Annotated in this window: 11 protein-coding genes; 7 read left to right on the top strand and 4 right to left on the bottom strand. The window is 69.4% G+C overall.

Annotation, left to right across the window (positions count from 1 at the left end):
- The first annotated feature begins 65 nt into the window (after window positions 1–65).
- The gene (gene hpaD, locus BJ960_RS05370) at window positions 66–1208 is read left to right on the top strand and encodes a 3,4-dihydroxyphenylacetate 2,3-dioxygenase (protein ID WP_121077443.1); all 1143 of its coding nucleotides are present in this window, start codon (window positions 66–68) and stop codon (window positions 1206–1208) included.
- A 326-nt stretch (window positions 1209–1534) separates the two neighbouring features.
- Here the strand turns inward: hpaD and BJ960_RS05365 are convergent, their stop codons facing one another.
- Window positions 1535–2110: a hypothetical protein gene (locus BJ960_RS05365; protein WP_185986532.1), complete on the bottom strand. Its 576-nt coding sequence runs from the start codon at window positions 2108–2110 to the stop codon at window positions 1535–1537.
- A gap of 254 nt (window positions 2111–2364) precedes the next feature.
- On the opposite strand from BJ960_RS05365, the gene BJ960_RS05360 reads away from it, so the two are divergent.
- The 3 genes from BJ960_RS05360 (at window position 2365) to hutI (ending at window position 7086) form a co-directional block, all read left to right on the top strand.
- On the top strand, window positions 2365–3951 hold the full coding sequence (locus tag BJ960_RS05360; protein ID WP_372430593.1) for an APC family permease: 1587 nt from the start codon (window positions 2365–2367) through the stop codon (window positions 3949–3951).
- A gap of 125 nt (window positions 3952–4076) precedes the next feature.
- Entirely contained in the window at window positions 4077–5804 is a 1728-nt protein-coding gene (hutU, locus tag BJ960_RS05355; protein WP_185986531.1) for a urocanate hydratase, read from the top strand.
- A gap of 58 nt (window positions 5805–5862) precedes the next feature.
- Complete coding sequence (hutI, locus tag BJ960_RS05350) at window positions 5863–7086, top strand: imidazolonepropionase (protein WP_185986530.1); 1224 nt, start codon at window positions 5863–5865, stop codon at window positions 7084–7086.
- 15 nt (window positions 7087–7101) lie between these two features.
- Here the strand turns inward: hutI and BJ960_RS05345 are convergent, their stop codons facing one another.
- A complete protein-coding gene (locus BJ960_RS05345) occupies window positions 7102–8400 on the bottom strand; it encodes an MFS transporter (protein WP_185986529.1) in 1299 nt (432 codons plus the stop codon).
- A gap of 87 nt (window positions 8401–8487) precedes the next feature.
- Here BJ960_RS05345 and BJ960_RS05340 point away from each other — a divergent pair, with 87 nt between their 5' ends.
- Window positions 8488–9084: a TetR family transcriptional regulator gene (locus BJ960_RS05340; RefSeq protein WP_185986528.1), complete on the top strand. Its 597-nt coding sequence runs from the start codon at window positions 8488–8490 to the stop codon at window positions 9082–9084.
- 6 nt (window positions 9085–9090) lie between these two features.
- On the opposite strand, the gene BJ960_RS05335 is transcribed toward BJ960_RS05340, so the two are convergent.
- Window positions 9091–9879 (bottom strand): IclR family transcriptional regulator, encoded by a 789-nt coding sequence (locus BJ960_RS05335; protein WP_121077460.1) that lies wholly within the window; start codon window positions 9877–9879, stop codon window positions 9091–9093.
- Window positions 9880–9915: 36 nt separating this feature from the next.
- Window positions 9916–11499 (bottom strand): histidine ammonia-lyase, encoded by a 1584-nt coding sequence (gene hutH / locus BJ960_RS05330; protein WP_185986527.1) that lies wholly within the window; start codon window positions 11497–11499, stop codon window positions 9916–9918.
- A gap of 124 nt (window positions 11500–11623) precedes the next feature.
- On the opposite strand from hutH, the gene BJ960_RS05325 reads away from it, so the two are divergent.
- Together BJ960_RS05325 and BJ960_RS05320 are read left to right on the top strand one after the other, a co-directional pair.
- Complete coding sequence (locus BJ960_RS05325) at window positions 11624–12613, top strand: agmatinase family protein (RefSeq protein WP_185986526.1); 990 nt, start codon at window positions 11624–11626, stop codon at window positions 12611–12613.
- Between the two features lie 2 nt (window positions 12614–12615).
- Entirely contained in the window at window positions 12616–14058 is a 1443-nt protein-coding gene (locus BJ960_RS05320) for an amino acid permease (protein WP_185986525.1), read from the top strand.
- Window positions 14059–14131 lie beyond the last annotated feature (73 nt).

Below are 14131 nucleotides of genomic sequence, written 5' to 3'. Positions count from 1 at the left end.
CCCCAGTTTGATCCAGGTGGCGCGCCCTCGATGGCGCGCCACCACTACCCAGGAAGGACAATGTCATGTCTGAACTCAAGGGTCGCGAAAAGACCTCCTCCGGCTTCTACGTCACCAAGGAAGCCCCGATCCAGACCGACAACCCGGTCAAGACCCCGTCGGTTCCCGCCCCGGACATCCTGCGCTGCGCCTACATGGAGCTCGTCGTCACCGACCTGAAGAAGTCGCGCGAGTTCTACGTCGACGTGCTCGGCCTCACTGTCACCGAGGAAGACGAGAACGCGATCTACCTGCGCTCGCTCGAGGAGTTCATCCACCACAACCTCGTGCTCCGCAAGGGGCCCGTCGCTGCCGTCGCCGCGTTCTCGTACCGCGTCCGCACCCCCGAGGACCTCGACAAGGCTGTCGCGTTCTACACCGAGCTCGGCTGCCGCGTCGAGCGCCGTTCCGAGGGCTTCACGAAGGGCATCGGTGATTCGGTGCGCGTTGAGGATCCGCTCGGTTTCCCGTACGAGTTCTTCTACGACGTCGAGCACGTCGAGCGGCTCGCGTGGCGCTACGACCTCTACACGCCGGGCGCACTCGTGCGCCTCGACCACTTCAACCAGGTCACCCCCGACGTGCCCCGCGCTGTGCGCCACTACCAGGATCTCGGGTTCCGCGTCACCGAGGACATCCAGGACGAGGAGGGCACCGTCTACGCCGCGTGGCTGCGCCGCAAGCCCACCGTGCACGACACCGCAGCGACGGGCGGCGACGGCCCCCGCATGCATCACGTCGCGTTCTCCACGCACGAGAAGCACAACATCCTCGCGATCTGCGACAAGCTCGGCGCGCTGCGCATGTCGGACAGGATCGAGCGCGGCCCCGGCCGCCACGGCGTCTCGAACGCGTTCTACCTGTACATCCTCGATCCCGACGGGCACCGCGTCGAGATCTACACCCAGGACTACTACACGGGCGATCCAGACAACCCCGTCGTCACCTGGGACGTGCACGACAACCAGCGCCGCGACTGGTGGGGCAACCCCGTCGTGCCGTCGTGGTACACGGATGCGTCGCTCGTGCTCGACCTCGACGGGAACCCGCAGCCCGTCGTCGCGCGCACCGACGCGTCGGAAATGGCCGTAACGATCGGCGCCGACGGGTTCTCGTACACCCGCGACGACGAGGGCGAGAAGGGCTTCAAGCTCGGCAACACCCTGTAGACCGGTTGCAGCGGAGGGGCTGGGGCGCGCAGGCGCTCCAGCCCCTCCGGCGTCCCTGCGGCCGGTGCGGGGCGCTCCCCGCCGCGGGCGAGGCGCGCCCGGCGCTCGGCCACGGGTGCCCGGCCCACCCGTTACCGGGCCCACCCGGAGCTCGGCCCGCCCATCGCCCGACCCACCCGGAGCCCGGCCGAACCGGGATCCTCACCCACTCAATTTTTCTCCGCAACCCCAAATCTCCGGAATATTTGGGGCGGGTAGGAAAGTTTGGGGCGGCGGGGACGCGGGTTGGGGCGGCGGGGACGCGGTTTGTGTCGGCAGACACGTCGTCACAGGAGCATCGCGCCGAGCATGAGCGACATTGCGCCAGCGTCCGCAGCCGCGAACCTCCGACCGTCCCTGGCTGCGGCGAGCGCCGTGCACGCGAGCCCCACTGCCAGCAGCCCGACGGCCGCAGCCAGCCATTCGAGCGATGGCACGGTGCCGTGTTCGTGCAGCTTCACAACCGTCAGCGACGCGTTGGCCTGCGGCGGCGGCGCGGCGCTGACGAGCAGCAGCGCGCCCATCGCGGGGTACGAGAGCGCGGTCAGGATCCCATGCGCGTGAACAAGCGCACCCGCCATCATGGGTGCGGCCGCATCAGCACCAGCCGCCCCGCCAGCACCGGCCGCCCTGTCGTCACAGGCTGACGGGCGCAGCGACGCTCCGACGAGCAGCCCGGCACTCATGAGCAACGCAGCCCACAGCATCGGCGACAGGTACCCAGTCACCGCATGATCGAGCATGGCGCCAAACATCACGCACGCGGCAACAAGCCGCAGCGGGTCCCGCGTCCGGGCGGCGCACCACAGGCAGACCGCGGCGGAGCCGATCATCACCACGGGCATCACCATTGTTGCGAGCATCCATTCACACTACGAACCGCTCCCCCGATGCGCCCCCGACCAGGCGAACCGTGCGCGCTGCGACATGCGCCGTGCGCCACTTGCAGACCCCGTTGTTCTGCATCGGCGAGGTCTGCACTCCCGGACATGGGGCATGCGCTCGCACCCTAGTCCAGCCCTTCCCTCGGGTATTGGCGCTTCTTAGACTCGGATCGACGCGCGGCCAGGCTCTCCCGGAAGCGCGCCGGCAACGACGCCACGAGAGGACTCAGCACATGAGCGAAGCACCGAACACCGCGCAACCCGCGCGTACCGCGCCAGCAGCGCAGACAGCGTCCCAGCACACGGCACTCCCCACGCACGACCCGGGGCTCAGCCGCCGCACGCTCGGCGTCCCCGCGATCACCCTGATGATCATCGCAGCGTCGGCGCCGCTCACGGTCGTCGCGGGCGGCGTCACGACGTCGTTCGCCGTCACCGGATCGCTCGGCGTACCGCTCGGGTTTCTCCTCATCGCAGTGATCCTCACAGTGTTCGCGGTCGGTTACACGGCTATGGGCCGCCACATCACGAACGCCGGCGCCTTCTACGCGTACATCTCTCGCGGGCTTGGCAGGGCCGCCGGCGTCGGGGCGTCGCTCATCGCACTCGTCGCCTACAACGCGATGCAGGTCGGCATCTTCGGGCTGTTCGGATTTCAGCTGTCAATGTTCCTCGAGGCCAAGTTCGGGTTCGCGTCGCCCTGGTGGCTCTGGATCATCATCGGCATCATCGCGGTCGGCCTCCTGGGCGTGAACAAGATCGACGTCTCGGCGAAGGTCCTCGGGATCCTCGTCGCGCTCGAGTTTCTTGTCGTGATCGTCTTCGACATCTACTCGCTCGCCGCGGCCCCCGAGGGCGTCACCACGACGACACTGAATCCCGGCGAGCTGTTCGGCCCGTCGCTCGGCATCGTGCTCGTGTTTGGCGTGGCTGCGTTCATGGGATTCGAGGGCGCGGCGATCTATGGCGAGGAAGCGAAGGATCCGAAGCGCACCGTACCGCGCGCGACCTACGCGGCGGTCGCCATCATCGGCGTCTTCTACGCGTTCAGCGCGTGGGCGTTCTCGGTGGGGATCGGCCCGTCGAACATCGTGGGCGCGTCGCAGGAGTTCGGCCCCGACCTCATGTTCGTGTTCATGTCCGAGCACGTCAGCGTCATCTTCGTCGACATCATGAACATCCTGTTCCTCACGAGCCTGTTCGCTGCCCTGCAGTCGTTCCACAACGCCGTCGCGCGCTACTTCTTCTCCCTCGGACGCGAGGGCGTGCTCCCCGCCTGGTTCGCGCACACCGGCAGGTCCGGCGCGCCGTGGGCCGGATCTGTCGCGCAGACCGTCATCGCGCTCGTCGTGACCGCGGGCTTTGCGATCGCGGGGGCGCTGGGTGGCGAGGCAGCGCTCGGCGACCAGGGGTTCCTGTACCCGGTCCTCACGATGTTCACCTGGCTGACGAACACTGGCGCAATGGGCCTCGTCATGCTCATGGCGGTGATCGCCGCGGCGGTGATCGGGTTCTTTGCGCGCGACCGGCGCGGGCTCGGTCTCTGGACCACGTTTGTCGCGCCGCTCGTCTCCGGCCTGCTGCTCGCGTGGGTGTTCGTCATGATCATCGCCAACTTCCACCTGCAGCTCGGACAGGAAGCGCCGACCGCGGGCACCTACGTGCTGCCGATCATCGTCGCGTGTGCCGGGCTTGCGGGCGTCGTGTGGGGGCTCGTGCTGCGTGCGAAGCGTCCGGAGGTGTACGCGCGGATCGGCCGCGGCACCGAGCCAGGCGCCTACGGCACCGAGGTCGTCGACGTGGTCGGAGCTACCTCCTGACGGCGGGCGGGGCGCACTCGTCCGGGATTCCGGACAGGGGCGCTCGGCGCGACGTTGTTTGGGCACCAGCGACGCGGTGAGATGGAGTCATCGGCTCGATCCAGACCGTTTGAAAGGAACCAACGATGGCTCTCCCCGGCGCACGCCCCGTCCGCGCACCACGCGGCACCGAGATCTCAGCGAAGAGCTGGCAGACTGAGGCCCCGCTTCGCATGCTCATGAACAACCTCGATCCCGAGGTCGCCGAGCGCCCGGACGACCTCGTCGTCTACGGCGGAACGGGCCGCGCGGCGCGCAGCTGGGAAGCGTTCGATGCGATTGTCGACACGCTCCGCGATCTTGAAGAAGACGAGACCCTGCTCGTGCAGTCGGGCAAGCCCGTCGGCGTCTTCCGCACGAACAAGTGGGCGCCGCGCGTGCTGCTCGCGAACTCCAACCTCGTCGGCGACTGGGCGACGTGGCCCGAGTTCAGAAAGCTCGAGGCCGAGGGGCTCATGATGTACGGCCAGATGACCGCTGGCTCGTGGATCTACATCGGCACGCAGGGCATCCTGCAGGGCACCTATGAAACTTTCGCGGCGGCCGGGCGGAAGCTGCAGGGCCAGGGCCGCATCGCCCCGGTCGAGGGCAAGGGATCGCTCGCGGGGACCATCACGCTCACCGGCGGCTGCGGCGGCATGGGCGGCGCGCAGCCGCTCGCGGTGACGCTCAACGACGGCGCGTGCCTCATCGTCGACGTCGACAAGACTCGCCTCGACCGCCGCGCCGGCAAGCGCTACCTCGACGAGGTCGTCACCGATCTCGACGAGGCACTCGCGAAGGTCCAGCGGGCGAAAGAGGAGGGCCGCGGCTGGTCCGTCGGCCTCGTCGGGAACGCCGCCGAGGTGTTCCCCGAGATCCTCCGCCGCCATCAGGCCGGCGAGGTCACGATCGACCTCGTCACCGATCAGACGAGCGCCCACGATCCGCTCTCCTACCTGCCGATTGGTTACGCGGTCGAGGAGCGTCTCGCGCGCGCCGAGCAGGATCCGGATCAGTTCACCCGCGACGCGCAGGCCGCGATGGCAGCGCACGTCCAGGCGATGGTCGAGTTCCAGGACGCCGGCGCAGAGGTGTTTGACTACGGCAACTCGATCCGCGACGAGGCACGCAAGGGCGGGTACGACCGCGCGTTCGAGTTCCCGGGCTTCGTGCCCGCGTACATTCGGCCGCTGTTCTGCGAGGGCCTCGGCCCGTTCCGCTGGGCCGCGCTGTCGGGAGACCCCGAGGACATCCGCGTCACCGACGAGGCGCTCAAGGAGCTCTTCCCCGAGAACACGCACCTGCACAAGTGGCTCGACGCTGCCGCCGAACGCGTCGAGTTCGAGGGCCTCCCCGCCCGCATCTGCTGGCTCGGATACGGCGAGCGCCACCAGGCCGGCCTGCTCTTCAACAGGCTTGTCGCCGAGGGCAAGGTGAAGGCGCCGATCGTCATCGGGCGCGACCACCTCGATTCGGGCTCGGTCGCGTCGCCGTACCGCGAGACCGAGGCGATGGCCGACGGCTCCGACGCGATCGCCGACTGGCCGCTGCTCAACGCCCTGACCGCGACCTCGTCGGGCGCCACGTGGGTGTCGATCCACCACGGCGGCGGCGTCGGCATCGGCCGCTCGATCCACACCGGCCAGGTTTCGGTCGCCGACGGCACCGACCTCGCCGCCGAGAAGCTCGAGCGGCTGCTCACAAACGACCCCGGCATGGGGGTCATCCGCCACGTCGATGCGGGGTACCAGCGCGCCGACGAGGTCGCGAAGGAGCGCGGCGTGCGGGTGCCGCTTGCACCGACGATCCGCAACACTGAGACCGCCTGGTAGCGGCGTTAGCCCACGCGACGCACACGACACACACGACATCCCCTGGGAGACTGAGCATATGACCCACGCGATCCTCATCGACAACATCGGCGAGCTCACCACGAACGACCCCGATCTCGGGGCCGGGATCGGGGGGCGCTTGAGCGACGCCGCCGTCGTCATCGACGGCGACAGGATCGCGTGGGTTGGTCCGGCTTCGGAGGCCCCCGCAGCTGACGAGCGCATCGACGCCGCCGGCCGCGCGGTGCTCCCGGGCTGGGTCGACTCGCACACCCACATGGTCTTCGCCGGGGACCGCACCGCCGAGTTCGAGGCCCGCATGGCCGGTGAGGGATATGCCGCAGGCGGCATCAACGTCACAGTGAACGCGACCCGTGCCGCCTCCGATGCCGAGCTCGGGGCGAACCTCGGCAGGCTCGTGGGCGAGGCGCTCCGCGATGGCACGACCACGATGGAGACGAAGACCGGCTACGGGCTGACCGTCGAGGATGAGGTGCGCTCTGCCCGCGTCGCCGCCAGCCAGGTCGACGCCGTCACATTCCTCGGCGCGCATCTGGTGCCGGCGGGAGCTGATCCGGCGGAGTACGTCGACCTCGTCACCGGGCCGATGCTCGCGGCCGTCGCCCCGCTCGTGAGCGCGGTCGACGTGTTCTGCGAGACGGGTGCCTTCGACGGGGATGCGACCGAGCGCATCCTCACCGCGGCGACCGCGGCGGGCCTTGCCACCCGCGTGCACGGCAATCAGCTCGGGCACGGGCCCGGCACGCAGCTCGCGGTCGCGCACGGCGCGCTGAGCGTCGACCACCTCGGCTTCCTCGACGATGCCGACGTCGAGGCGCTCGCGGGCTCCTGGGCGAATGGCTCGCGCGGCACCGTCGCGACGGTGCTCCCCGCCTGCGACCTCTCGACGCGGATGCCACTCGCACCGGCCCGGCGACTCCTCGACGCGGGCGCGGTCGTCGCGATCGCGTCGAACTGCAACCCCGGCACCTCGTACACGAGCTCGATGGGGTTCTGCGTCGCCACCGCGGTGCTCCAGATGGGACTCTCGATTCAGGAGGCCGTGCGTGCCGCGACGCTCGGCGGCGCGATCGCGCTCGGCATGCACGAGGACCGCTGGGTCGATCCGCGTGGCGAGGCGCAGGGCCGCGTCGGCGTGATCGCCCCCGGCGCGCGCGCCGACGTCCAGCTGCTCGACGCTCCCTCGGTCACGCACCTCGCGTACCGGCCAGGCATGCGGCTCACGCACGGCGTGTGGAAGGCTGGCGTCCGCGCGGTCTGAGTGCGGCCCCAGCCCTCAGACGCCGGCCGCCACGCTGTCGGCCTCCCCTGCCCCGCCGGGTGACTGCGCGCGTTGGCGCTTCGCGAGGCTCTGAAACCTCGCGCGTCCGACCATGATGATCGCGCCGATCATGAGCAGGAAGCCGACCGCGTACGGCGCCGCGTGTGACACGCTCGCGTAGAGCACGCCTGCGATGAGCGGCGCGATGACGTTCACGCCAGTGTTGAGCGATTGCATCACCCCGGCGATCCAGCCCTGCTCGTGCTCGCCGACCTGCTGCGAGAGAACGCCGTCCATCGCTGCGGTCGCGGGCCCCTGTCCACCGCCGAGAAGCAGCGTCCCGAGGATCAGGATCCACGGCTCCGCAAACACGGTGCCAACGACCGTGAGGGCAGCGAGGCCGACAGCCTGCGCCAGGAGCCCAGCGACGATGATGCCGCGTTCGCCAAGCCTGGGCAGGAGCGCCTGCATGAGTACGCCCTGCAGCACAATGTCGAGGATGCCGATTGCGGCGGTGAGGAGGCCAATCGACGTCGCCGTCCACGCAAGCTGATCAAGCGCGAGCACGCTGAAGTTGTTCACAAACATGCCGAACGGAAGCGCGACGAACACGAGGGCGATAAGCAGGCCCCGCAGCTCGGGCCTGCCGAACGCTTTCTTGAACACCGCGACCGGGTGGAGCCCCTCAAGCTTCAGGCGCGGCGTGCGCTTCTCGGGTGCGAGACTTTCGGGGAGCGCGAAGAGCGCGACGACGGCGACGACAAGTGCGATCCCTGCGGTCACGAACACTGGCAGGTCGATGTGGATCGCGGCAAGCAAGCCGCCAAGCGCCGGGCCGATCATGAAGCCGACGCCGTTGAGCGCGCCGAGCAGCCCGAAGCGCTTCGCGCGCTCCGCTGGCGGGGTGATGTCGGCGGCGTAGGCGAACAGCGCGGGCATATCTCCGGCGGTGATGCCCTGGATGATTCGGCCTGCGAGCAGGACCCAGATGGAGCCGCCGATGCCAAAGGTCGCGAAGCCGACCGCGGCGCCGAGCGTCGCGACGATGATCACCGGGCGGCGGCCGAAGCGGTCAGAGAGGCCACCGAACAGCGGCGCGACGAGGAAGGCGCAGAGCGCGTTCACCGATTCGAGCACGCCGACCCAGATCGCAAGGTGCGCGGGTGTGTCAACGTATCGCTGAACGACGAAGGGAAGCACCGGGAGCACGACGGTCATGCCGATGACGTTGAGCATGGTGATTGAGATGAGCGTGATCCAGGCTCGACGCCTGGTTGCTGGCGCCTTCGTAGGCGCGGATGATGAAGAAGTCATGCGCAAAAGTGTACCGATACCAACTTTGAAGTCAAGCCAGTTTTGTATCAATACCGGTTTTGCGCCCACTTCCGGTAGAATCAGGGCATGGCTGAGCAACCGACACTCGGGCGCCGCGAGCGCAAGAAGGCGGCGACGCGCAAAGCGATCTCGAACACCGCCACCGCGATGTTTCTGGAGCGCGGCTTCGACAACGTGAGCGTTCGCGAGATCGCGGACCGCGTCGACGTCTCCCCCACCACGGTGTTTGCGTACTTCCCGCAGAAGGAAGCCCTCGTCTTTGACGAGGACGAGGAGCAGCGCGAGGCGCTCGTCGCCGCCGTTCGAGACCGTGACCCCGAGGTATCAATCACCGACGCACTGCACCGTTATTTCGCCGCGGGCATCCTCGAGAGCCGCACCGAGCACGGCGACGGGGCCCAGAAATTCATGGAGTTTCTCGACGCGACCCCCGCCCTCACCGACTACGCCGCCCGGATGTGGACCAGACACGAACACGCCCTCGGGGCCGCGATCGCCGAGGATTTCGGCCTGGACGCGCCCTCTCCAGAGATTCGCGCGTATGCCCGGTTCGTCCTCCAAGTACAACTACTTGCGACGGCGGACGACGATCCGGAGGCCGTCCTTGACGGGGCCTTCCGGATCCTGAACGACGGCTGGCGCAGCTTCGCCGCCGAGCGATAGCCGGCGCTAGCCGCCCTCGCGCAGCGCGCGCCCGTGGATCCGCGCCGACAGCGCGTTTGCGGTGTCACGCACCTCGCCGGCGAGCGCGGCAAACTCCCCCTCGCCGTGCTCGTCATCGCTGAAGGTCACGGCGACCGCGGCGATCGGCCACCCGCGGTGGTCAAGCACGGGTGCGGCGACTGACGACAGTCCCTCGGTCACCGACCCGCGCTCGAGCGCGAAGCCGCGCGTGACGGTGTCGTCGAGCACGCCTCGCAGCCGCGAGTATCTGTCGATGCCGTCCGGGCCAGCCAGGCGGTGCGCGAACGACTGCGCGTTCGGGTACAGCGCGCGCACCTGCGCCCGCGGCAGGCTCGCAAGGATCGCCCGCCCACTCGCGGTGAGGTGCATCGGCAGTCGAACATCGACGTCGGTGACGAGCGGCGGTGTCCCCTGAGCGCGCTCCTCGATGACGTAGAGCACGTCGCTCCCGCTCGGGACCGCGAGATGGCCGCTCACGCGCACGCGATCGACGAGCGCGGCGAGCAGCGGCCTCCCGAGTCGCGCGATGGGTTCCTGCCGCTCGTAGGCCGAACTCAGTTCGACGGCCGCGATCCCGAGCCCGTAGCGCTTCTCCTCGGCGAGGTGCATGACGTAGCCGTGCTCCTGGAGCGTCGCGAGCAGCTGATACGCCGTCGAGCGCGGCAGCCCGAGCTGCGAGGCCACGATGCTCGCCGGGACCGGGCCCCGGGAGCGCGCGAGCAGCGTCAGGATGCGCAGCGTCTGATCCGCCGCGGGAACCTTGGGCTCGCTCATGGGTGCAGCCTATCGGGCGCTCGCCCTCCGGCGTGGCTAGGCCAAGCGCCTGTCGAGCGCGGCCTCGGCGGCCTCGCGCACCGCACCCGATGCTACGAAACCGACCGCCGCGTCGATCGTCGGCGACAGGAACGTGTCGGTGTCGGGCGCCGGGATCTCGGTGCGGAACAGCGCGTGCACCGCAGCCGTCGCTGCGCCCGGAGCGCCCGCCCCATCGGCCGCGCGGAAGTCGAGCGCGCGCGTCGACGTGAGCAGCTCGATCGAGAGCACCCGCCGGAGCCCGTCGATGGCGCGACGCAGCTTGCGGGCCGCCGCCCACCCCATCGACACGTGATCCTCCTGCATCGCCGACGACGGGATCGAGTCGACCGACGCCGGCACCGCGAGGCGCTTGAGTTCGGAGACGATGCCTGCGGCGGTGTACTGGGCAATCATGAGGCCCGAATCGAGGCCCGCGTCCGCGGCGAGGAACGGCGGCAGGCCGTGACTGCGCGAGACGTCGAGGAAGCGGTCGGTGCGGCGCTCGCTGATCGATGCGAGATCGGCGACCGCGATCGCGAGAAAATCGAGCACGTACGCGACGGGGGCGCCGTGAAAGTTGCCGTTGGATTCGACGCGCCCGTCGGGCAGGACGACGGGGTTGTCGACCGCCGAGGCGAGCTCGACCGCGGCGACCCTGTCGGCGTGGCTCGCCGTGTCGCGCGCGGCGCCGTGCACCTGCGGGGCGCAGCGCAGCGAGTACGCATCCTGCACCCGCGTGAACTCCCCTTCGCGCGGGCGCTGCACGAGGTGCGAGTCGGCGAGCACGGCGGCCATGTTCGCCGCCGATGAGCTCTGTCCGGGGTGCGGCCGGAGCGCGTGCAGCTCGGGCTGGAACACGGCGTCCGTCCCGGTCAACGCCTCAATGCTCGCGGCGGCCGCGAAGTCGGCCACGGCGAACAGCTCGTCGAGATCCCCGAGCGCAAGGCACAGCATGCCGAGCATGCCGTCGGTGCCGTTGATGAGGGCCAGGCCCTCCTTCTCGGCGAGCACGAGCGGTTCGATGCCTGCGGCCGCGAGCGCCTCGGCGGCGGGGATGGTGGGCGCGTGCGGATCCTCATCCGCGGCACCGCCGACGCGCACATTGCCCTCGCCCATGAGCGTGAGCGCGCAGTGCGCGAGCGGACTGAGGTCGCCCGAGCAGCCGAGCGAGCCGTACTCGTGCACGACCGGCGTGATGCCGGCGTTGATGATCTCCGCGTATGTCCGAGCGACGACCTCGCGGACGCCGGTGCGCCCGGTCATGAGCGTCTGGAGCCGGAGCAGCATGAGCGATCGTACGACCTCGCGCTCGACCTCGGGGCCGGTGCCGGCCGCGTGGGATCGGATGAGGCTGCGCTGGAGCTGCTGGCGCTTCTCGACAGGGATCTGCACCTTTGCGAGCGCTCCGAATCCCGTCGAGACGCCGTAGTGCGGGCGGGAGTCATCGGCGAGCTGCTCGATCACCGCGCGGCTTGCCGCGACCCTGGCGAGCGCCGCCGGGGCGAGCTCGAGCTTCGCGTCGTGGCGGGCCACCGCGACGACATCGGCGCGGGTCAGTGGGGCGTCCCCGAGGATCACTGTGTGGGTGTTGTCGGTCATGGTTCGATCACACCGCATTCGTCGGCGCTCGTGTGCGCCAGAGCGCAACCTCGTGTCCGGAATCCCGGACGATGGCGGCGATCCTGCCACCCGCTGCACGCCGCTCCGTTGCTAGCTTGCAACTATGACCACCCCAACTAGCAACGTCGCTCGTCCGCTCTCCCACGACCCCAATTGGCCGCGCGCCGGCGCCTGGCCAGCAGTCGACGGGACCGACGGCAGCGCCCGGATCGACCTCGCGCTCGTCGGAATTCCGACCTCGAGAACGTCGCTCTCGCCCACGAACGCGCACCTCACTCCGGCGGCCGTCAGGGAGGCGCTCAGGCGCTACTCCGACCACACCGTCGAGGCCGCTGCGCCGGGCGCGCGCGGCACCGAGTTGGAAACGGTGCTGGGCGAGGCGCTCAGCATCCGCGACGCCGGGGACGTCACGGATCCCGACACCGAAGACGGTGAGGGCGCCGCAGCTGCAACGGTGCGCGAGCTCGCCGCCCGCGCCGAGCTCGTCGTCGCCCTCGGTGGCGACAACGCGCTCACCGTGCCCGCCGCGCTCGGCGTCGCGGGCGACGCCCTCGAATCGGCCGGACTCATCACGCTCGACGCTCACCACGACCTGCGCGACGGCCGCTCGAACGGCTCCCCCGTCCGCCGGCTCGTCGAGGCCGGGCTGAACCCGCGCCGCATCGTGCAGATCGGGATCGCCGACTTCGCGAACTCCCGCGCCTACCGCGAGCGAGCGAAGGAGTGGGGCATCACGGTGATCCACCGCGACGAGCTGTTCTCGCGGCCTCTCGCCGAGATCGCCGCCGAAGCGCTCGAGATCGCCGGGGCCGGCGGCGGGCCGGTGCACGTCGACCTCGACGTCGACGTGTGCGACCGCGCCGTCGCGCCCGGCTGCCCGGCCTCGATTCCGGGAGGGATCGCCGCGCACGAGCTGCGGGCCTTCGCCCGGATGTTCGCGGCCGACCCGCGCGTGCGCGGCATCGACATCGCCGAGGTCGACGCGACCGCCGACGCCCCCGACGGGCGCACCGTGCGACTCGCCGCGCTCTGCGTGCTGGAGGCCGCGGCAGGCCTTGCCGCACGCCAGGCCACACGCGACGGGAGGGCATAACCATGGCGGCCCCTGAAGCACTCAAGCGCGGGCTCACCGCCCGGCACATCCGCTGGATGGCGCTCGGATCCGCAATCGGCACGGGCCTGTTCATGGGGTCCGCCGGGGCGATCCAGGCGGCCGGGCCGGCCGTGCTGCTCGCCTACATCATCGGCGGTGCCGCCGTCTTCATGGTGATGCGCGCCCTCGGCGAGATGGCGGTGCGACACCCGGTATCCGGCTCGTTCGCGCAGTACGCGTCACGTTACATCGGCCCGTTCGCTGGTTTTCTCGCGGGCTGGACGTACACGTTCGAAATGTTTGTCGTCGCGCTCGCAGACGTCACCGCGTTCGGGCTCTACATGGGCTTCTGGTTCCCCGACGTCGAGCGTTGGATCTGGGTGCTCGCCGTCGTCTTCTTCATCGCCGCAATCAACCTCATCAGCGTGAAGGTGTTCGGGGAACTCGAGTTCTGGTTCTCGCTCATCAAGATCACCGCGATCGTACTCATGATCGTCGGCGGCATCGCGATCATCGTCTTCGGCCTCGGAAATCAGAGCGAGGGCGCGGCCGGGATCCAGAACCTCGTGTCGCACGGAGGGTTCATGCCGAACGGACTCTGGGGCCTGCTTGCTTCGTTCACGGTCGTGATGTTCGCCTTCGGCGGCATCGAGGTGATCGGCATCACCGCGGGCGAGGCACAGAACCCGAAGAAAGTCATTCCGCAGGCGATCAACTCGGTGCCCATGCGCATCCTGCTGTTCTACGTGCTCACCCTCGGCGTCATCATGAGCCTCCAGCCCTGGACCACGATCGACGGCAAGACGAGCCCGTTCGTGTCAATCTTCGAGTCGCTCGGGTTGTCTGGCGCCGCGCACATCCTCAACGTCGTCGTCATCACCGCGGCACTCTCGGCGATCAACGCGGACATCTTCGGTGCGGGCCGCATGCTGCGTGGGCTCGCCGAGCAGGGCCAGGCCCCCAAGCAGTTCATGAAGCTGACGAAAAGTGGCGTGCCGTGGCTCACGGTGGTGACCATGGTCACGGCGCTCCTCCTCGGGGTCGTGCTCAACGCGATCTTCCCCGACCAGATCTTCTTCTTCATCGCGGCGCTCGCGACGTTTGCGACGGTGCTGGTGTGGCTCATGATCCTCATCGCGCACGTGCGGATGAAGCGCGAGATCGCCCGCGAGTCCCGGCTGCCGAGCGAGTTCCCGGTGCCGCTCTGGCCCGGCGCCTCGTACGCGGCGATCGCGTTCATTCTGTTCGTCATCGTGATGATCGGGCTCGTGCCAGACTCGCGGCCCGCGATCTTTGTCGGGGCCGTGTGGGTTGTGCTGCTCGCGCTGAGCTATCGGTTCTTCGTGAAGGACGCGGGCAAGCGCCGGTACGAGCTGGTCGACGAGACCGGCGCCATCGCGGTGCAGGGCGAGCCGGTTCGTCCCAGGCGCCGGCGCGTGCGGTAGGCCGGGGCGGGCCTGTCTGGCAGGGGCTGGCGGCCCGGGGCTGGGGCTGCCACCCCGGGCCACCGCCCCGCCC

The sequence above is a fragment of the Leucobacter aridicollis genome, from assembly GCF_013409595.1.
GTDB lineage: Bacteria > Actinomycetota > Actinomycetes > Actinomycetales > Microbacteriaceae > Leucobacter > Leucobacter aridicollis.
This window is presented reverse-complemented; position numbering and strand designations above follow the sequence as displayed.